The following is a 17,794-nucleotide window of genomic DNA, read 5'->3' on the forward strand; positions in this document are numbered from 1 at the left end:
AGCGGGGCGATCTCGGAGACGTAAGGCAGGTTGCCGGCGATGAAGATCACCGAGCCGTATTCGCCGACGCCGCGGGCAAAGGCAAGCGCAAAGCCGGTGAGGCCAGCCGGCAACAGCCCCGGCAGCAGCACCCGGCTGATCGTCTGGAAGCGGCTGGCGCCAAGGGTGGCGGCGGCTTCCTCCACCTCCCTGTCGATCTCCTCCATGATCGGCTGCACGGTCCTAACGACAAAGGGCAGGCCGACGAAGATCAGCGCGATGACGATGCCGGCCGGGGTAAAGGCGACCTTCAGCCCGAGCGGCTCAAGAAACTGGCCGATCCAGCCGTTCGGGGCATAAAGCGTTGTCAGCGCAATGCCGGCAACGGCAGTCGGCAGCGCAAACGGCAGGTCGACCATGGCGTCGATCACCCGCTTGCCGGGAAAGCGATAGCGCACCAGCACCCAGGCGAGGATGACGCCGAAGACGAGGTTGATCACCGCGGCGACAAAGGCCGTGCCAAAGGAGATCTTCAAGGCGTTGAGCGTGCGCGGATCGAGCGCCAGCTCCACGAACTTGGCCCAGCCGAGCCCGCTGGCGCGAAACACCAGCCCCGACAACGGGATCAACACGATCAGGACCAGCCAGCTCAGCGTGATCCCGAGCGACAAACCAAACCCAGGCAATACACTCGGCTGGCGAAACCGCCAGGGTGCCGTCTTCTTCGCTTCCGACAATGACACTACCTTCTGCAAAGCGTGCAAGAACCATCCGGCCGCGTTCCAGCCGATGGTCTGGCTAGGCGTGGCGCAGCGAGGATGCGCAGCCGGTTGCCCGGCTGCGCATGTGTGTTCAGGTGTTATTGGCCCGGCTTGTAGAGCTGGTCGAAGACGCCACCGTCGCCGAAGAATTTCGGCTGGGCTTCCTTCCAGCCACCGAAGTCTTCGATGGTGACGAGCTTCAGGTCGCCGAACCGCTTGATGTCAGCCGGGTCGGCGGCTGCCGGCTTGAACGGCCGGTAGTAATGCTTGGCGGCGATCTTCTGACCAGCGTCACTGTAGAGGTAACCGAGATAGGCTTCCGCCACCTTGCGTGTGCCCTTGGCGTCGACATTGCCGTCAACGAGCGCCACCGGCGGTTCGGCCTTGATCGAGATCGACGGCGTGACGATCTCGAACTTGTCCGGCCCGAGTTCCTCGAGCGACAGATAGGCTTCGTTTTCCCAGGCGAGAAGCACGTCGCCAAGGCCACGCTGCACGAAGGTCGTCGTCGCGCCGCGCGCGCCGGTATCGAGCACCGGAACATGCTTGAAGAGTTCAGTCACATATTCCTGTGCCTTGGCGTCATCTCCGCCATTGGCGGCCCGGCCATAGGCCCAGGCGGCGAGGAAGTTCCAGCGTGCGCCACCCGACGTCTTCGGGTTCGGCGTGATCACCTGGATGTCCGGCTTCACCAGATCGCCCCAGTCCTTGACGCCCTTGGGGTTGCCCTTGCGCACCAGGAACACGATCGTCGAGGTGTAGGGTGCGCTGTTGTTTTCGAACTTTGTCTTCCAGTCCGCCGGGATCTTGCCGGTTTCCTTGGCGATCGCGTCGATATCGGCTTCGAGCGCCAGTGTCACGACATCGGCCTGCAGGCCGTCGATGACCGAGCGGGCCTGCTTGCCGGAGCCGCCGTGCGACGTCTGGATCGTCACGGTCTCGCCGGTATCCGCCTTCCACTTCTCAGCGAAAGCAGCATTGAAGTCCTTGTAAAGTTCGCGTGTCGGGTCATAGGACACGTTCAAGATTGTCGTGTCGGCAAACGCGACACTCGCATCTCCGAGCTGCAGGCCTCCGAGCACAATTGCCAGTCCCACCATTCCGGTAATTCGTCCAAAGACCATCTCGACCTCCATTGGTTACCAGATAAAACTATCAATTTAATCGACTGCTACAACGCAAACCGATGATGCTGGAGGCGGCTATCGGGAAATGTCCTATCGTTCTTACGGCTTTTTCAGGAACGGTTTGCCTGCAACCGACCGATCAGGCCGCGCCGACCCGCCATGAGGGTTAACATGGGGGTAACGACGCAGCTGTCCAGTGCTGAATTGGTCGGAACAGAAATTTCGCTGCGTCGAACGGCTCGGCGTTGTCCTTCAATTGGACGGACCGCGACGGCAACGCGGGCGCTGCCTAGAGGACGTGGCCGCGTGCCACGACCGGCCATTTATCCTTCAGGCTGTCGCCTTCGATGATGTGAATGACGTCGACCATGTTGGTGACGACGCAGGCGTGGTTCGGCACGATGCGCAATTGGTCGCCGACCCTCAAGCCGATGGCCCCATCGGTGACGAGGCGGCCGTGTTCCTCCGACAGCTGGTCGATGCGGATGTCGTCGCGGCCGAGAACGTGGCCGTAACCGGTCATCCCGAGCAGGTCCGAGGTCAGCACCTTGCTGCCGGCATCGATGATCGCGCGGTTTTCTGATGGCACAGAGACGACGGTCGCAAGCACCGTCAGCGCGCAATCATCCCAGCTTGCCACACCGCGCGAAACCAGCGAGCGGTCGTTGTAGATATAGGTTCCGGGGCGATACTCGTCGGCAACGGGGGCGCCGGCAGCATGCATCATGCTCGGCGTGCCGCCCGACGTGATCACGGGCACGGTGATGCCATCGGCTTCGATGAGATCTTTTGCCTCGCCCATGAAGGCCTGGACCTTCGTCTCGCCATTGACAGGGGGGTAGGTCATCAGGCCGCCGAACAGCAGCCCTTTCGCATCGGCAATCCGGCGGGCGAGGCTTGCAGCCGCAGCCGGCGTACCAACGCCGCAGCGGTCGGCGCCGGTGTTGCATTCGACAAAAACGCGCAACGGCTTGTCCTTGCCGGCAAAATAGCCGGCAAGCCCGTCGATGACCGCCTCGCTGTCGGCGACGACCGCCAGCGCGACGCGGGCATTCAGCCGATCGAGCCGCGCCATCTTGGCTTCGCCGAGAATGTTGTAGGTGATCAGCACATCGGTGATGCGGTCGCTGCCGTCGACCATCGCCTCGGCCTCCGTCACCTTCTGGCAGGTGATGCCGATGGCGCCGGCTGCAAGCTGCAGTTCGGCCATCTGCGGCAGCTTGTGCGTCTTGATATGCGGGCGCACGCGAATGCCGTGCTCATCGGAATAGGCCTGGAAGCGTTCGATGTTGCGCTTGGCAATATCGAGATCGACGAGAACGGCCGGCGTTTCGATCGACAGGGGCATCGCGGTCACTTCCTCTCCAGGGCGCGGGGATGACATGTGATGAACGATTCTCGCCGGAAGGAAAAGCCGCGCGAAGGCAATGGCGATCAGCCCTCCGCCAGCCTGCATCCGTTTTCCGGGTCAAAGAGATGCAGCGCATCGGCGTCAACGGCGAACAGCCGTTCTTCACCTGGTGTGAGCGCGCTACGTGGCGGCAGGCAAGCGGTCAGGCGCTGAGTGCCGATCCGCGCCGTCGTGACGAGTTCCGGTCCCGTCAGCTCGACGACCTCGATGCGTGCCTTGAACTGCAGCGCGGCCTCGTCGCCGGCGACGAGCCGCAGGGCTTCCGGCCGGGTGCCGAGTTTGACGCGCTGGCCGTCGGAGACCGATCCGCGGAAGCGGGCGGGCAGGGCGACGGCCTGGTCTTCGCCGGTTATCTGCAGGCGCTCGCCCGAAACGGTCGCATCGAGCACGTTCATCGGCGGCGAGCCGACGAAACCCGCGACATAGAGGGTAGCCGGGTGGTCGTAGATTTCCTCCGGCGTGCCGAGCTGCTCGATCCGCCCGTCGCGCATCACGGCGATGCGGGTTGCCAGCGTCATCGCCTCGATCTGGTCGTGGGTGACGTAGACGACGGTCGTCTTCAGCATCTGGTGCAGGCGCTTGAGTTCGGTGCGCATTTCCATGCGCAGCTTGGCGTCGAGATTTGAGAGCGGCTCGTCGAAAAGAAAGACCTGCGGCTTGCGCACCAGCGCCCGGCCAATGGCTACCCGCTGGCGCTGGCCGCCGGAGAGCTGGCTCGGCTTGCGCTCCAGCAGGTTCTCGATCTGCAGCAGCTTGGCCGTCTCCGTCACCGCCTTCTCACGCTCGGCTAACGGCACCTTGCGCATTTCAAGGCCGAAGCCGATGTTCCGGGCGACGCTCATGTTCGGGTAAAGCGCATAGGACTGGAACACCATGGCGATGTCGCGGTCCTTGGGGTGGGCGCCGAGAATGGAGTGGTCGCCGATGCGAATGTCGCCACCGGTCGGTTCGGCAAGTCCGGCGATGATGTTGAGCAGGGTGGACTTGCCGCAGCCGGAGGAGCCGAGCAGCACCAGGAACTCGCCGCTCTGCAGGTCGATGTCGATGCCTTTGAGCGTCTCGACCTCGCCGTAGCGCTTGTGAATGTTCTCAATCGCAAGAGCGCTCATGCGCCGGTCTCCTGAAGGAAGGATGAAAGCGGTTTTCCGTAGCTGCGCGGCAGGGTGGAGATCGCCTCCGAGGCGATCGTGACGCCGGTCGAGAGGCAGGCGGCCAGCGGCATGCCGGCGGCAAGGGCCGCCAGGAAACCGGCGTTAAAGACATCGCCGGCGCCAATCGTATCGACCACCGAAACGGCGGGTGCTGCCACGGACGAGAGGCCGCCATCGGCGCCGACGGCAATCGCGCCGTGCGGTCCACGCTTGACGACGACGATCGCGCCTTCTGGCATGTGTGCCTTCAAGTCGCGCGCCGCCTCAATGGGATCGGAGAGACCCGTCAGCGTCGTTGTCTCGACCTCGTTGAACAGCGCCAGCCGGCAGCGCTTCAGCCAGCCGACCGTCGCAGCGCAATTCGCCTCGGTCCAGCCGTCGAGCGGCCAACCGGTGTCGAGAGCGACCGCGATGTCGTGTGTGTCGGCCCATTCGAAGAAGCGGTCATAGTCTGCCGTCAGCGCGTCGGTGAGGAACGAACCGGTCAGAAGCGCATAGCCGCCCCGCAGTGTCTCGCCGTCGAGCATGGACCGGACTTCGTCGAAGGTGAGCAGCGGCAGATGCCCGCGTGTCGTAAAGAAGGTCCGTTCCCCATCGGGATGGGTGATGCCGACGGATAGTGTCGTCCCGACATTCTCGACCGGCCACGACCTGGAGCGTTCGGGAAAAGCTTGCCTCAGCCAGGTACCGAACTGGTCGTTGCCGACATTGGCGGCGATCGCATAGTCGACACCGAGCGAATCCCAGGCAAGGGCGCTGTTGCCGGCGCAGCCGCCGACCCGCAGCTCGTCGTGATCGACGATGATTTCGGTTCCGGCCTTTGGCCAGGGGGCCGCGGGCCCAAGGATGAGGTCGACATTGGCGTTGCCGACCACGGCAAGAGGACGCATCGTTACTCGCTCCGGGTGATCTTGGTCGAACGCACCGGGGTGCCGGCATTCTCGACGCGGGCCGCCGCAAAGGCGATCATGAAGGATTGCGCCACCGGCAACATGGCGAAGATCGCCGCCATGCCGGAGGCCGGCGCAAAGGCGATGGTGGTGACGCCGTCGGTCGGCGCCTCGCCGGAGGCATCGAAGACGACGACGGGGGCGCCGGCTTCGGCAGCCGAGATCGCCATGGCATGCACGAGCCCGGCGGTTGCGTCCGCACCGCGGAAGAGCACGACACCGACGGACGATCCCAGCATTTCCATCGGGCCATGTCGCAATTGGCCGCCTTCGAGCGAGAAGCACGGCAGGCGGGAAAGCTCGGCGAGACCGAGTCCGATCGCTTCGGCAAGACCTTGCAGTCGGCGGCCGGACGTGACGACGGACCGGACTTCGCTCAAGGCTGCCAGCGCTGCCGACGTATCAGGCGACTGCGGCTCTTCCAACGCCTGAAGGGCAGCGGCGGGATCGTCGCCGAGGGCCGTCAGAACGGCGAGGTGCAAAGCAAAGCTGATCGTCAGGCTGCGGGTGGCGGCAAAGGCCCTTTCGGTTCCGCCGACGCCGACAAGCGAGGGCGCGTTTCTGGCAAGAAACGACCCGCCTTCCAGCGTCAAGCCAAAGGTATCGGCGGTTGCGCCATTGGTCTCTTCGAACCAGCGCAGCACCTCGGCACTCTCGCCCGACTGCGACGTTACGAGGATCGTCTTGCCCTCGATCGAAAGTGGCTGGCCGAGCTGTTCGGAGAGCGGCAGTGCGACGGCATCGATGCCATGGGCGCGGTAAAGTGGCTCGACGGCGCGGCCGACGGCGTGGGACCCGCCCATGCCGAGCAACAGCAGCTTTCCGGTTGCCTTCAGCGAGGCGGCGATTTTCGCCGCGTTCGCAGCGGCCTGCCGGACCGACGCGATGGCGTCTGAGGCTTGGCGCGCCATCTCTTGGTCAATGGCGACGAGCCCGGCCGGGCGTTCCGTTGAGGTCATGGTCATCATCCTTTGACACCGCCGCTGGTAAGCCCCGATATCAGGGCACGTTGCATGACGAGGCCGATCAGCACCGGGGGCAGAGCGGCAAGCACCCCGGCAGTTGCGATCAGGCCGTAATCGGAAACACGGCCACCGGCGAGATCGGAGATGGCGACCGTGAGGGTTTTTGCGCGCAGGTCCGAGGTGAAGAGCAGCGCGTAGAAGAATTCGTCCCAGGCAAGAAGGAAGGCGAAGAGCGCCGATGTCGCCATGACCGGTGCTGCGAGCGGCAGGGTGATGATCCTCAGGATCTGATCGAGGCGCGCACCGTCGATCATGGCGGCGCTCTCGATTTCCTTCGGAATGGAATCGAAGCCGGATTTCAGGAGCCAGGTGGTGAAGGGCGCCAGAATGGTGAGATAGACGAGCGCGAGGCCAAAGACCGAATTCAGGAGGCCGAGATAGGCAAGGCCCATGTAAAGCGGAACGGCGAGCGCCACCGGCGGCAGCATGTAGGTGGCAATCACCCCATAGAGCGACCAGGAGACGTTTGGCGTGCGCGAGACCGCCCAGGCAGCCGGAATGGCAACCGCGATCGCTGCCAGCGTTGCCATGCCCGCGACCTTCAGGCTGTTGACAAGTGATGCGGTAAACGACCCTCCGGCGCTGTTCTCGATCGTCGACAACAGCAAGCGGTAGCGCGACAGGTCGATTTCGTCCGGCCACCAGTTGAGCGGCTTTGTCGACAAGTCGGCAGCCGACGAGATGCTCATGACGAAGAGCCAGAGGATCGGAGCGAGGATGACGGCGGCCAGAAGCAGTGCCGCGGCGTAGACGAAGGCGGTGAAGAGCGGACTTTGGCGTTCCATCACGAGGCTCCTGCGGCTTTGCGCACCAGGCCGGCATAGGCAACGGCAAGCACGGTGACAAGCAATGTAACGATCAGCGCCAGCGATGCGCCCGATCCCGCACGCTGGAAGGAGAACGCCTCCTGATAGACGAGGATCGACAACGTGCGGGTGCTGTTGGCGGGGCCGCCACGCGTCATCACCCAGATCAGATCAAATACCTTGAAGGCTTCGATCGTGCGCAGCACGAGGGCGACGAGCAGGGGGCCCGCCAGGTAGGGCATGATGACGTAGCGGAAACGGTTGAAAGGGCCGGCGCCGTCGACGAGGGAGGCGGCTGTGATGTCGCGCGGCACGGCCTGAAGCGCTGCGAGCGCGATCAGGGCGACCAGCGGGAAATTTTTCCAGCAATCGGCGATGATCAGCGCCGTCAGCGCCGAGCCCGGTTCGCCGAGCCAGGAACGGTAGCTGTCGATCAGGCCGATCTGGGTGAGCGCCGCGTTGAGTGCGCCATATTCTGGATTGTAGATCAGCCGCCAGAGCGTGGCATTGACGACGGTCGGCAGCGCCCAGGGCAGGATCATCAAGGCTCGAAGCGCCGTGCGGCCGCGAAATTGTTGGTTGAGCAAGAGCGCCGCCAGCACCCCGATCACCATCTCGGCCGTGACCGAGACAACCGCAAACCAGGTGGTCGTCACCAATGCACGCTGGAAGTTCGAGCCGCCAAGCACCTTGGCATAATTGTCGACGCCGACGAACACGCCTTCCGTGCCGACGAGCTTGGCGTCGGTGAAGGAAAGCCTGACCGTATCGATCAGCGGCCAGCCGATCACGGCGGTCATGACCACGAGCAGCGGCAGCATGAGAAGCCATGCGCGCGTTGTTATCCAGGTGCCGGGCATACGTTGGAAACCTCTCGGGCGTTCAGGCCCGTCATGCTAGCGCATACCGTCTCAAATCGTCATCGATCTGAGCAGATGATGCATCGATCTGGAGTGCCGGGGAGCTCGGCGCCGCCGCGGATCAGCCTCACGGTCCCCGGGCGGCTTAAAGGCCGCTGTTTTCGGCCGCGGTCTTCAGGGCATCCTCGGCGGAAGCCTGCCCGAGCAGCGCTTCCTGGATGGCCTGCTGAAGAGCAGTCGAAAGTTCCTGGTACTTCGGCGTCGTCGGGCGCGGATACATCGCTGCCAGACCAAGCTTGGCAGCGCCGATCAGCTCTTCCTGGCCCTTGGTGACGCTTGCGTCCTCATAGGAAGAGGCCCAGATCGGCAGGCTGAGCTTGGCATAGGCGTTCTGGGTCTGCTGCGAGGTCATGTGGACGATGTACTTCCACGCCTCGTCCGGATGCTTGCTGGTGGTGGTGATGCCGAGACCCATCGAGCCGTTGACGGCCGAAACCTCGCTCTTGCCGGCAACGCCCGGCGCCGGCACGACGCCGACCTTGCCGGCAACCTTGCTCTCCTTCGGGTCATTGGCAAGGTTGTACATGTAGGTCCAGTTGAGCGCGAAGGCGGCTTCGCCGTTCTGGAACACCTTGCGCACGTCCTCTTCCAGGAACTCCTTGGAGTTCGGGTTGGTGAGGCCTGAGGTGTAGCTCGTCACCATGTAGTTGAGCGCATCGAGACCGCCGCCGGACGTAAACGCCGGCTTGCCGCCGTCGATGAACTTGCCGCCATAGGCGCTGACGAGCGTGGTGTAGTCGCAGATCGCAGCTTCTGCCTGCGACCAGCTCCAGGCGATCGGGGTTGCAAGCAGGCCCTTGTCCTTGATCACCTTGGCCTGTTCGGCAAGCTCGGCCCAGGTCTTCGGCGGCGCCTTGATACCGGCCTTTTCCAGGATCTCCTTGTTGTAGAACAGGTACTTGGTGTCGAGGATCCACGGCATGCCGTAGCGCTTGCCATCATACTCGACCGTCGTCCAGGCGCCCGGCAACACGCCGGATTTCATCTCATCGGTGATGCGGTCGGTGACGTCGACGAGCACCTTGTTGGTCGCGTATTCGGCTGGCCAGATCACGTCGAAAAGCACGATGTCGTAGCCGCTGCCGGACCCCTGCGCCAGCACGGCCTTGTCGTGCAGGCCTTCATAGGGCACGAATTCGAGATTGACCTTCACGTCCGGGTTGGCCTTGTTGAAGGCCTCGGTCATGGCGCGAACATCTGCCTCGCTATAGGCGGCCTGCGCCATGAACAGCGCGTTCAGCGTCGTTTCCGCCTGCGCGTGTCCGGCGAAGGATACGCCGGTGAGAGCCGCGCAAAGCAGGGTCGTTCTTATGGATTTCAGCATTCCAACCTCCAATATCCAAGCGTTTCAGATTTTTCTGGCGTGCCTTCTCGGCCCGCCGCATGCGAGAAATCCGCCGGTGCGTGGCGGCTATCGACATTTCAATCGGAGCGCTTGCGACAGCTTGTTGCCACCGCCTTCGTTCCCCCGGAGCTCTTTTCGGCTCCTATTAAGTCAATTGTCTTGACTTATTTTTTGTTCAATATTCTAACAGTGTCAAGAGGGGTTCGTGGATGAATGATATGCGCCTGATCCGTGCGAAGAGCGGCACCAATCAGGAAGGGACAAGCGCGCACAATCGCCGTGTCATGATCGATGCGCTGCGGTTGAACGGCCAATTGTCGCGAGCGGACCTTGCCCGGGCTACGGCGCTGACGAAGCAGACGGTTTCCAACATCATCGAAGACCTCGAGCGGGATGGCCTGGTTGAATCGCTCGAAGCGGTGCGCAACGGTCGCGGCCAGCCCTCGACGCCCTACAGGCTCGTGCCGGAGGGCGCCTTCGCGATCGGTTTGCAGATCGACCGCCATGTGACGCGCACGATTGCGGTCGATCTCGTTGGCCGCGTGCTTGCCCGTGGTGAAGCCAACCTGCCGGCCGGCGGACCGACGACCGGCGTCAGGTCGATCCTGGAACTGATCGAGAAGACCCGCAGGGACCTCGCCGCCATCGCGCCCCAATCGGAAGACCGCCTCGTCGGCCTTGGTGCTGCCATGCCCGGTCCCTTCGGCATCGAAGCCGAGACCGACGATCCCTGGATGATGGCGGCCTGGCAGAATTTTCCGCTGCTCGAAACCCTAGCCGCCGGCACGGGGCTCGATGTCGAATTGCAGAATGACGCAGCCGCAGCCGCGACCGCCGAGCGCCTGGTCGGTGCAGCGCATGGCGTTGACCAGGCGATCTGCATCTACTTCGGTTATGGTCTGGGGGCCGGGCTGATCCTCAACGGCGAGCTTTATCGCGGCGCCAATGGCAATGCCGGCGAGATTGGCATGATCCTCAGCCTGCCGCGCGGGGCGGCCTCGGACGAGCGCATGCCGCTCGAACATCGCGCCTCCATCGCCTCGCTCTGCAAGCTCCTCGAGCTCGACCCTGCCGATCCGGACCTCTATGCACATATCGATGCGGTCGCTGCACAACCCGACGATCGGCTTGCGCGATGGATTGATGCGGCCGCCTTCGAGATGCGCGCGGCCGTCCAGACGCTGGAGACGATCTTCGACCCGCAGACCGTGATCCTGTGCGGCGGACTTCCGCCTGGGCTGGCACACCTTTTGGTCGACGCGATGATGCCGCTGCTGCCGTCGATCGCCGATCGGCGCGACCGCAGCCTCCCCCGCCTGCAGGTCGGCTTCACCGATCCCTGGGCGGTGGCGATCGGGGCTGCCGCCGAGCCGATCAGCCGAACCTTCGATCCGCGTTTCCAGGCGATTCTGAAAACGCGCGAGCACGCGGCCGTGTAGTTGAGCGACCGTCAGGTCGCGGGTGAAGCGGGCGATCATTTCTGCTACGGGCAACTGAGGTGGACGACGCCCTGCGGCTCGGAGCGCATGCGGTCCATCACCTCTTGCGCCGCCTCTGCCTCCACCAACATGGCCAGGCAATGGCCGTAGTTCGATTCCGCGCGGGCTAAGGCCTCAATCGCAACCACCCGCGGCAGCCGGGCTGCCGTGGGTTGTTTCTTCGTATTCTTCAGCGACGGTCGAGCTCAAGGATGGCCTGGAACAGGACCTCCGCGCCACGCGCACATTCTTCCGGCGATGTGTATTCCGCCTCGTTGTGCGACAGCCCATCTTTGGACGGGACGAAGATCATCGCGGTCGGCGTGATCGTCGCGATGTGGGCCGCATCATGACCGGCGCCCGAAACCACGTCGGTTGCCGAAAAGCCGAGGGCTTCTGCGCTGTGGCGCACGGCTTCGACGATCGCCGGATCGAAGACGACCGGGGCCTTCGACCAGATGTGCTTCAGTTTGGTGCCGACCCCTGCGTTGCGAACGGCGTCTTCCAGCGCTGCCTGCATCTGGTCGAGGCCGGTCTCGGACGGGTGGCGCATGTCGATCTGCAGCCGGACGCTGCCGGGCACGACATTGCGCGAGTTGGGACCGACCTCGACGAAGCCGACGGTGCCGACGCCCGGTGGGTTCTGCCGGGCGATGTCGCGCACGGCAAGCACGATCTCTGCCGCGGCGACGAGCGCGTCGTCGCGCTGCGCCATCGGCGTGCTGCCGGCATGGGCTTCCGTGCCCGATATTGTGATATCGAACCAGCGCACCCCCTGAACCCCGGTAACGACACCGATCTCGGTTGCCGACGCCTCCAGCAACGGTCCTTGCTCGATATGGAGCTCGATGTAAGCGGCGAAGGTGGCAGGATCGAATTTGGCCTCGCCACGGTAGCCGATCGCATCGAGCGCTGCATTGACGGTCGTGCCTTCACGATCGGCAAGCGCGTGCGCTGCCTCGAGCGAAAGCGCGCCGGCGAACACGCCGGAGCCCATCATCGCTGGCGAGAAGCGCGACCCTTCCTCGTTCGTCCAGTTGACGACGGTCAGCTTGTGGCGGAGCCGGGTGGAGCTTTCGCTGAGTGTCCGCAACACCTCGACGCCGGCAAGCACACCAAGGATGCCGTCGAACCGGCCACCCTGGGGCTGGGTGTCGAGGTGGCTGCCGACGGCAATCGCCGGCAGTGACATATCCTCACCGGGATAGGTGGCGAAGATGTTGCCGATACCGTCGATCTCGACCACGCAACCAAGCGCCTGGCACTCGGCGACGAACCAGTCGCGGACTCCGCGGTCCTCTTCGGTCAAGGTCAGACGGGTGACGCCGCCCTTGTCGGTGCTGCCAAAGCGCGCGGTCGCGACGATATCGTTCCACAGCCGGTCGCCATTGGTGGCCGGTGTGTTGTGGCGCCGGGCTCCGGCGCGCAGAGCTTCGGCACTCATTTCGACTGCTCCGGGGTATCCTTGTTGAGCCGATAGCGGAAGTCGCAATGGGTTGCGCCCTGCATCACCGTCTGCGTGCGCTCGAGCGTGATGCGTGGATCGTAGCCGGTGCAGAACACGCCGTCGCGGTTGCAGGAGAGCAGGTGCCCGATATGGCCGAGCCCCATCTCGCGATAGGTCTCGGCGTAGCGACAGCGCTTAACGTTGTAGTGGAATTCGTCGTCCGTCGCCTTTGTCACCTCGATGACAAGCGCGTCGTCCTGCGTCCACAGATCCTGCAACTCCTGGAACGTGCGAAGGTTTGTACCGCCCGGTGTCTTTGCAGCAAAGTTTCTCCCGGCCTCGATCGCAGCCTTGGTAATCGCCTTGTCGAGGATGGCCTGAGCGCGTTCCTCGCCGATCTCCTCGCGCATCGCCTCATAGATCGGTGCGATGATGCCGGCCTCGATCCGGCGGCGGGCGAGAATGCCGATCTCGCCGTCCATCGCCGCCCGCGAGGTGGTTTCGGTTGTTTGCTTGTCCGTCTTTTCCATGGAATGCCTCCCTGTCTACCGTTAAGCAGACCCAACTGGGAGAACATACTACGGCCGAAGAGCCTCTGTGTTGCAAATCCATACCGGGCCGGTTTGGCGCAGCGCAAATATTTTGCGTTATTGCGCTATTTTACCGGAAGAATTCCCGCGTGTTGGCCGAGAGGCGAGCCGCAGTCGCGGCAAATCCTGAATCGGTGAGGCCGGCATAGGCGTTGAGCGACGCCTGGTAGAACGGCATCAGGCGGTTGTGAGCGTCATACTCATTTCACGCCTCCCTGAGGCCGTAACAAATCGCTCTCGGAATGCGGCAGTCACGAGTCTGCCAAGGCAATCTCCGTGCGATTGCGTCTGCTGGTGAGTACAGTTGCGAAGACGGGCGATTGACTGCGAGACCGACCATCGAACAGGTCAGAGGTTCGCCCTCGGCGAAAGGTCGAGGACAGGATTGAGCTCCGGCAATTCGCCCGCCGGTGCGTTGCTGTCTCCCGAGACGGCCTCCAGCCACCGTTGCCGCGACGCTTTCAGGCCGCTGTACAGATGTGCGAGATCAGGCTCTTCCCGATCGATCGGAGCTGTGGCGTAGCGGCTTTGCCGATAGCTGGCAAAAGCGGTCCGGGTCTGCGTATCGGCAAACCCGTCGAGCCAGCGCGATAGTGGCAGGTTGCCGGTCTTGCGTGACCAGGCGTCAAGCGCGGTCTCCAATCGTGCCGGGTCATGTGCACGGCAAGCGTCGAGCACATGGCGGAACGCCGTCGCCTCGGATTGTGCGCGGCGCATGAGAGCCGCCTCGAGGGAGCGTTCCAACCGGCCGAACAGATTGGCCGCCAGCTGGGTCAGAAGCGCGAAGGCAAGGACAGCGGCGGCAAGGCCGGCCCACCAGAGCCGATCGACCGGCTCTTCCGCCGGCGGTGCTGCAGGCGGCGCAAGCGCTCGGTCTGTCGCGGCAGGTGCCGCTGCAACCGTGATCTCTGCCCCGTCAGCCTCGGCCGTCTCGGTCTTGCCGGAAGCCGGATTGAACCATTGCAGTGCGATCGCCGGCAGCGAGAACGTGCCCTGCCGTGTGAAGACGTAAGTCGCGGTGTCCTTGCGTAACCCTGCGGTGATTTCCCCGCGAGGTGTCCGCTCTTCTGTGAGCACAGGGTCATGCGGATAAATCTGCACGCCATCGGGCGCATTGAAGGAGGGCACCGGGATCATCATCGGCGCCACGCCCGCAGCCCGGATCGTCACCGTGCGCACGAGCGCATCGCCCGTTTGCAGGCCCTTAAGCTCCCGGTCGAAGGCCTGGGTGATTGTCAGCTCCCCAGCGGTAACACCGGGCGCGCCACCGGAGGCGCCGGGAACCGCGGCGACCGAAAATGTCAGCGACGGAACCGTGACCTGGCCTTGGCTCGTCTGGCCGGGCACGGCGGCATAGCCGAAGGGGATCTCGATCTTGGGCAGGGTGTAATCGCCGGCCGCCTGGGGCGTGATCACATAGGTCTTGCGGATGCCGGAGAAGTCCTCGCCGTTGACCGTCTCATTGAGGTTCATGCCGCGATCATCGGGCATCGTGACGACCGTGCCCGGAATGTCGAACAGCGGAAACTGCGGCGGCGAGAGGAAGTAATTGGGCACGAAGACGTCGATGTCGACTTCCACCTGCTGGCCGGCATAGATCGTGCCTTTGGTGGCAAGTGTGGCGCGCGCGAAGGGATCGGCGGCGAAGGCTACGCTCGCGAGCCAGAAGGAAAGGCCGGCGAGCCAGATCAGGTGGCGGAGCGCGGACGATGGGCTCACGGTTCTACATCCTTTGCCTCGATCGCAAATTTTCTTGCAAGCAGTTCGGCAGGCGAGACCTGAATGTTGCGCATCCACATGTCTGCCGTTTGCGGTCCGCCCTGGATCGTCGCCGCGGTGCCCTTCTTGCCCTTGTCGTCGAACTGCACCTGGTCAGGTTCGATGCCCGCCTGTTCCTGCTCCTGGTCCTTCTCCAGCTTGTCCTTGTCGGCCTTCAGTTTTTCGGCGATGGCGAGGTTTTTCTTCGCGTCGGCCCAGTCGGCACGTCGCTTCAGCGCCTGCTGGTAAGCGACGATCGCTTCCTCCACCTTGTTGAGATGCATCAGGGCGTTGCCCTGATTGTAATAGCTTTCGGCGGTGTCGCTCTCGGCGAAGGCGTCGATCGCATCATCAAATCGGCCGGCGCGATAGAGTGCGGTCCCGCGCCAGGCGGGATCGGCGAACTTCTCAGCGGCCTCCTGGAAATCGCCGCGCTCGAAGGCGCGCCGTCCCTGCTGGTCGGGCGTCAGCCAGAGGTCAAGGAAACGATTGTCGGCAGCCTCCGCCCGCTCATTGCTCAAGAGCATCACGAAGGCGAAGAGATAGACGGCCCAGCGGATGGTCCAGCCGCGACGGAACCAGAACAGCCCAAACGCGGCGATCGGGATCGTCAGCCACCAGCCGGCGTCGTGCCAGCGGGTCAACCCTTCTGCGGTCTTCGCCGCGAAGTTGGTCTGAATGCGCCTGACGATCCAGCTGACGTCGGCATCGTCGGGCGTTACGGTTGCCACCTCCGCCTTGGATGCGGACTGCAATGCCTTGAGGCCGTCGACATCAAGTTTGGCGCGCACATGGCCGCCGCTGGCGTCTGTCAGGAACCCGCCGTCGGCGGTCTTGACCGGCCCGCCTTCGGCCGTGCCGACGCCGAGCACCATCAAGGTGTTGCGGCCCTGATACTGGGCGAAGGCATCAAAAGCCGACCGCTCGACGCCGTCGGTCATGAACAGAATGGTGCCGGGCACCGTTTCGTTCGCCAGGGCCTTTTCAACTTCCTGCAGCGCCTTTGCCGTATCCTTGCCGGCGACAGGCATGATCGCCGGCGAAAGGGCCGCCAGATAGGTTTTCACAAGGGCCGCGTCGTCGGTGAGCGGCAGAACCATATGTGCCGAGCCGGCATAGGCAAAGAGTGCGGTGCGCGAACCTTTCCGGAGGTTGAGAATATCCTGGGCCTTGAGCTTGGCGCGCTCGAGCCGCGTCGGCGAAATGTCGGTCGCATTCATCGTCGGATTGAGGTCGATGGCGATCGCCAATGGGGCGGTGTCCTCGACGAAGGGTGGCCGCTCCCGCTGCCAAGTCGGCCCAGCGGCTGCAATTGCAGCGACGGCGATCAGTGCCGCGGTGATGTGCACTGGCTGGAAGCGCCGTTTGCCGCCTTTCTCGATCAAGAGATGGTCGAGCAGATGCGGCGCGATCATGCCCTGCCATTGCGAGCGGACGTCGGATCGTCGGCTGACGAGGTAGATGAGCAGGGGAGCTGCCGCGAGCGCCAGCAGCCAGAGCGGTCTGAGAAAGTGGAAATCGGCGATCATTGCGCCGCCTCCTGCCGACGCCGACGCTCGGCAAGCGAAGAAAGCAGCCACATCACGGCGTGGTAGGCAAGCACCAGCAATAGAGCGGCACCGAGCGGGTAGTGAAAGAGTTCGATGCGTGGTCGCCAGGAGAGCGTCTTCTGGTTCGCCGGTGTCAATTGATCGAGCAACTGATAGACGTTTTCGAGGCTTGCCTGGTCCTGACCGAAGAAGTAACGCCCATTCGTCGCGGCCGCGATCTCCTGGAGCGCCTTTGTGTCGAGCTTCTGCTCGCCCTCGGCGTTGGGATCGCCGATCCCGACGGCGTGGATGACGACCTTCCTGTCGGCTGCGATGCCGGCCGCCTTGTCCGGCGGCATTTTGCTGGCGGTGTCGTTGCCGTCGGTCAAAAGGATCATCACCTTGTCCGGTGCGGTGCTTGCATCGAACATCTTGATCGCCAGCCCGATCGCGTCGCCGATCGCCGTGCGCGGGCCGGCCATGCCCGGCAGGCTGTCGGCCAGCATCAGCTTGACAGTCTTGTGGTCGAGCGTGAACGGCACCAGCGGATAGGGCGCGTCGCCGAAGGCAATCAGACCGAGGCGATCGTTGGGCCGGCGGTCGATGAAATCGGCGACGACCTTGTGCACCGCCTCGGCGCGGGTCTGCAGATTGCCCGAGGGATCGCGAAAGTCCCGCGTGTCCATCGATTGCGAAAGGTCGATGGCCAGCATCAGGTCGCGCTGCGGCTCGGTCTTCTCGATCGGCGGCTCGACATATTGCGGCCGCGCGAGCGCCAGCACGATCAAGGTCCAGCAGATGGGCGCGATCACCTTCTGGCCGAGATTGGTTCTCGGGATCACCGAACCCTCGGTCGGGCCCAGGTTTGCAGCCGCCGTGATCTCCTTGAAGAACGGGATCCTGACGGCGGCCGACTGTTCCCGATAGGGGGGGAGCAGCCACCAGACAAGAAATGGCAGCGGCAACAGCAACAGCGCCCAGGCATAGTCAAGGACGTACATGATGCGCCTCGATCCAGTGACGTGCGGTGGCGATGTAGGCTCTCGCTTCGGCTTCCGGGACTGCGGACAGGGCGGTTTTGCCGCGATACTCGGCTTCCTCGAAGAAGCGCGCCGAAGCGATCGGGAACACCGGGCCGCCGGAATGGGCATCGAGGAAGCCGGTCCAGCCGGTGCCGTGAAGGCCGGCAATGGCTTCGCGCGGCCAGATCGCCAGAGCCGTACGCTTCAACAGAACCGGCAGGGCAACGAGCGCTTCGCCACGGGTTGCCGGCGCGGAAAGCCGCGCCTCGATGTCCTTGAGATCTGCGAGTGCTTCCCGGCGGTAGCGGTTGGCTTCCCAGCGCCGATACCAGCGCCAGCCGGCGATGAGGATTACCAGGAGCAGCACGCCGGCAAGGGCCGCCCAGGCCCAGGTCTGCGGCATCATCGATACCGGCGCTGGCACGGAAATGTCCGCGAGTTGTCGAAGAGCTGCGTCGACCAGCGGATCTTTGGCAGGGGCGGCCGTCGCCATCT

Annotated in this window: 16 protein-coding genes; 1 reads left to right on the forward strand and 15 read right to left on the reverse strand. The window is 63.9% G+C overall.

Annotation, left to right across the window (positions count from 1 at the left end):
• The 9 genes from cysT to MKZ91_RS08610 form a co-directional block, all read right to left on the reverse strand.
• Nucleotides 1–716 (reverse strand): sulfate ABC transporter permease subunit CysT (cysT, locus tag MKZ91_RS08570; protein ID WP_336170045.1); only part of this gene is annotated, 716 nt, incomplete at its 3' end.
• A 122-nt stretch (nt 717–838) separates the two neighbouring features.
• On the reverse strand, nt 839–1,840 hold the full coding sequence (locus MKZ91_RS08575; RefSeq protein WP_442892232.1) for a sulfate ABC transporter substrate-binding protein: 1,002 nt from the start codon (nt 1,838–1,840) through the stop codon (nt 839–841).
• A gap of 316 nt (nt 1,841–2,156) precedes the next feature.
• Nucleotides 2,157–3,215: a D-TA family PLP-dependent enzyme gene (locus MKZ91_RS08580; protein WP_336170545.1), complete on the reverse strand. Its 1,059-nt coding sequence runs from the start codon at nt 3,213–3,215 to the stop codon at nt 2,157–2,159.
• A gap of 86 nt (nt 3,216–3,301) precedes the next feature.
• Complete coding sequence (locus tag MKZ91_RS08585) at nt 3,302–4,387, reverse strand: ABC transporter ATP-binding protein (RefSeq protein ID WP_336170049.1); 1,086 nt, start codon at nt 4,385–4,387, stop codon at nt 3,302–3,304.
• On the reverse strand, nt 4,384–5,319 hold the full coding sequence (locus MKZ91_RS08590; protein WP_336170051.1) for a PfkB family carbohydrate kinase: 936 nt from the start codon (nt 5,317–5,319) through the stop codon (nt 4,384–4,386). Before MKZ91_RS08590 ends, MKZ91_RS08585 begins: the two co-directional genes overlap by 4 nt.
• Nucleotides 5,320–5,321: 2 nt before the next feature.
• On the reverse strand, nt 5,322–6,344 hold the full coding sequence (locus MKZ91_RS08595) for an SIS domain-containing protein (RefSeq protein ID WP_336170053.1): 1,023 nt from the start codon (nt 6,342–6,344) through the stop codon (nt 5,322–5,324).
• A complete protein-coding gene (locus tag MKZ91_RS08600) occupies nt 6,344–7,189 on the reverse strand; it encodes a carbohydrate ABC transporter permease (protein ID WP_336170055.1) in 846 nt (281 codons plus the stop codon). Before MKZ91_RS08600 ends, MKZ91_RS08595 begins: the two co-directional genes overlap by 1 nt.
• Nucleotides 7,189–8,070, reverse strand: a complete 882-nt coding sequence (locus MKZ91_RS08605; RefSeq protein WP_336170056.1) for a carbohydrate ABC transporter permease — start codon at nt 8,068–8,070, stop codon at nt 7,189–7,191. Before MKZ91_RS08605 ends, MKZ91_RS08600 begins: the two co-directional genes overlap by 1 nt.
• A gap of 145 nt (nt 8,071–8,215) precedes the next feature.
• Nucleotides 8,216–9,454, reverse strand: a complete 1,239-nt coding sequence (locus MKZ91_RS08610) for an extracellular solute-binding protein (RefSeq protein ID WP_336170057.1) — start codon at nt 9,452–9,454, stop codon at nt 8,216–8,218.
• A gap of 230 nt (nt 9,455–9,684) precedes the next feature.
• Between MKZ91_RS08610 and MKZ91_RS08615 the strand changes: the two genes are divergently transcribed.
• A complete protein-coding gene (locus tag MKZ91_RS08615) occupies nt 9,685–10,914 on the forward strand; it encodes an ROK family transcriptional regulator (protein WP_336170060.1) in 1,230 nt (409 codons plus the stop codon).
• Nucleotides 10,915–11,143: 229 nt separating this feature from the next.
• On the opposite strand, the gene MKZ91_RS08625 is transcribed toward MKZ91_RS08615, so the two are convergent.
• The 6 genes from MKZ91_RS08625 to MKZ91_RS08650 form a co-directional block, all read right to left on the reverse strand.
• On the reverse strand, nt 11,144–12,397 hold the full coding sequence (locus MKZ91_RS08625; RefSeq protein ID WP_336170061.1) for a Zn-dependent hydrolase: 1,254 nt from the start codon (nt 12,395–12,397) through the stop codon (nt 11,144–11,146).
• The gene (locus tag MKZ91_RS08630; protein WP_336170062.1) at nt 12,394–12,930 is read right to left on the reverse strand and encodes an L-2-amino-thiazoline-4-carboxylic acid hydrolase; all 537 of its coding nucleotides are present in this window, start codon (nt 12,928–12,930) and stop codon (nt 12,394–12,396) included. The genes MKZ91_RS08625 and MKZ91_RS08630 overlap by 4 nt, the downstream gene beginning before the upstream one ends.
• A 408-nt stretch (nt 12,931–13,338) precedes the next feature.
• Entirely contained in the window at nt 13,339–14,709 is a 1,371-nt protein-coding gene (locus MKZ91_RS08635) for a BatD family protein (RefSeq protein WP_336170063.1), read from the reverse strand.
• Nucleotides 14,706–16,277 carry a VWA domain-containing protein gene (locus tag MKZ91_RS08640; protein WP_336170064.1) on the reverse strand — a complete coding sequence of 524 codons (1,572 nt, stop codon included), beginning with the start codon at nt 16,275–16,277 and terminating at the stop codon, nt 14,706–14,708. The genes MKZ91_RS08635 and MKZ91_RS08640 overlap by 4 nt, the downstream gene beginning before the upstream one ends.
• A complete protein-coding gene (locus tag MKZ91_RS08645) occupies nt 16,274–17,278 on the reverse strand; it encodes a vWA domain-containing protein (protein ID WP_336170066.1) in 1,005 nt (334 codons plus the stop codon). The genes MKZ91_RS08640 and MKZ91_RS08645 overlap by 4 nt, the downstream gene beginning before the upstream one ends.
• Nucleotides 17,265–17,792 carry a DUF4381 domain-containing protein gene (locus MKZ91_RS08650; RefSeq protein WP_336170068.1) on the reverse strand — a complete coding sequence of 176 codons (528 nt, stop codon included), beginning with the start codon at nt 17,790–17,792 and terminating at the stop codon, nt 17,265–17,267. Before MKZ91_RS08650 ends, MKZ91_RS08645 begins: the two co-directional genes overlap by 14 nt.
• Nucleotides 17,793–17,794: the final 2 nt, after the last annotated feature.

This window comes from Ensifer sp. MJa1 (genome assembly GCF_037026475.1).
Classification (GTDB): domain Bacteria; phylum Pseudomonadota; class Alphaproteobacteria; order Rhizobiales; family Rhizobiaceae; genus Ensifer.

What these genes read in the sequence shown, in the direction of transcription:
- MKZ91_RS08575 (WP_442892232.1), bottom strand. Translation starts at nt 1,840, where the DNA reads ATGGTGGGACTGGCAATTGTGCTCGGAGGCCTGCAGCTCGGAGATGCG.
- MKZ91_RS08580 (WP_336170545.1), bottom strand. Translation starts at nt 3,215, where the DNA reads ATGCCCCTGTCGATCGAAACGCCGGCCGTTCTCGTCGATCTCGATATT.
- MKZ91_RS08585 (WP_336170049.1), bottom strand. Translation starts at nt 4,387, where the DNA reads ATGAGCGCTCTTGCGATTGAGAACATTCACAAGCGCTACGGCGAGGTC.
- MKZ91_RS08590 (WP_336170051.1), bottom strand. Translation starts at nt 5,319, where the DNA reads ATGCGTCCTCTTGCCGTGGTCGGCAACGCCAATGTCGACCTCATCCTT.
- MKZ91_RS08595 (WP_336170053.1), bottom strand. Translation starts at nt 6,344, where the DNA reads ATGACCATGACCTCAACGGAACGCCCGGCCGGGCTCGTCGCCATTGAC.
- MKZ91_RS08600 (WP_336170055.1), bottom strand. Translation starts at nt 7,189, where the DNA reads ATGGAACGCCAAAGTCCGCTCTTCACCGCCTTCGTCTACGCCGCGGCA.
- MKZ91_RS08605 (WP_336170056.1), bottom strand. Translation starts at nt 8,070, where the DNA reads ATGCCCGGCACCTGGATAACAACGCGCGCATGGCTTCTCATGCTGCCG.
- MKZ91_RS08610 (WP_336170057.1), bottom strand. Translation starts at nt 9,454, where the DNA reads ATGCTGAAATCCATAAGAACGACCCTGCTTTGCGCGGCTCTCACCGGC.
- MKZ91_RS08615 (WP_336170060.1), top strand. Translation starts at nt 9,685, where the DNA reads ATGAATGATATGCGCCTGATCCGTGCGAAGAGCGGCACCAATCAGGAA.
- MKZ91_RS08625 (WP_336170061.1), bottom strand. Translation starts at nt 12,397, where the DNA reads ATGAGTGCCGAAGCTCTGCGCGCCGGAGCCCGGCGCCACAACACACCG.
- MKZ91_RS08630 (WP_336170062.1), bottom strand. Translation starts at nt 12,930, where the DNA reads ATGGAAAAGACGGACAAGCAAACAACCGAAACCACCTCGCGGGCGGCG.
- MKZ91_RS08640 (WP_336170064.1), bottom strand. Translation starts at nt 16,277, where the DNA reads ATGATCGCCGATTTCCACTTTCTCAGACCGCTCTGGCTGCTGGCGCTC.
- MKZ91_RS08645 (WP_336170066.1), bottom strand. Translation starts at nt 17,278, where the DNA reads ATGTACGTCCTTGACTATGCCTGGGCGCTGTTGCTGTTGCCGCTGCCA.
- MKZ91_RS08650 (WP_336170068.1), bottom strand. Translation starts at nt 17,792, where the DNA reads ATGGCGACGGCCGCCCCTGCCAAAGATCCGCTGGTCGACGCAGCTCTT.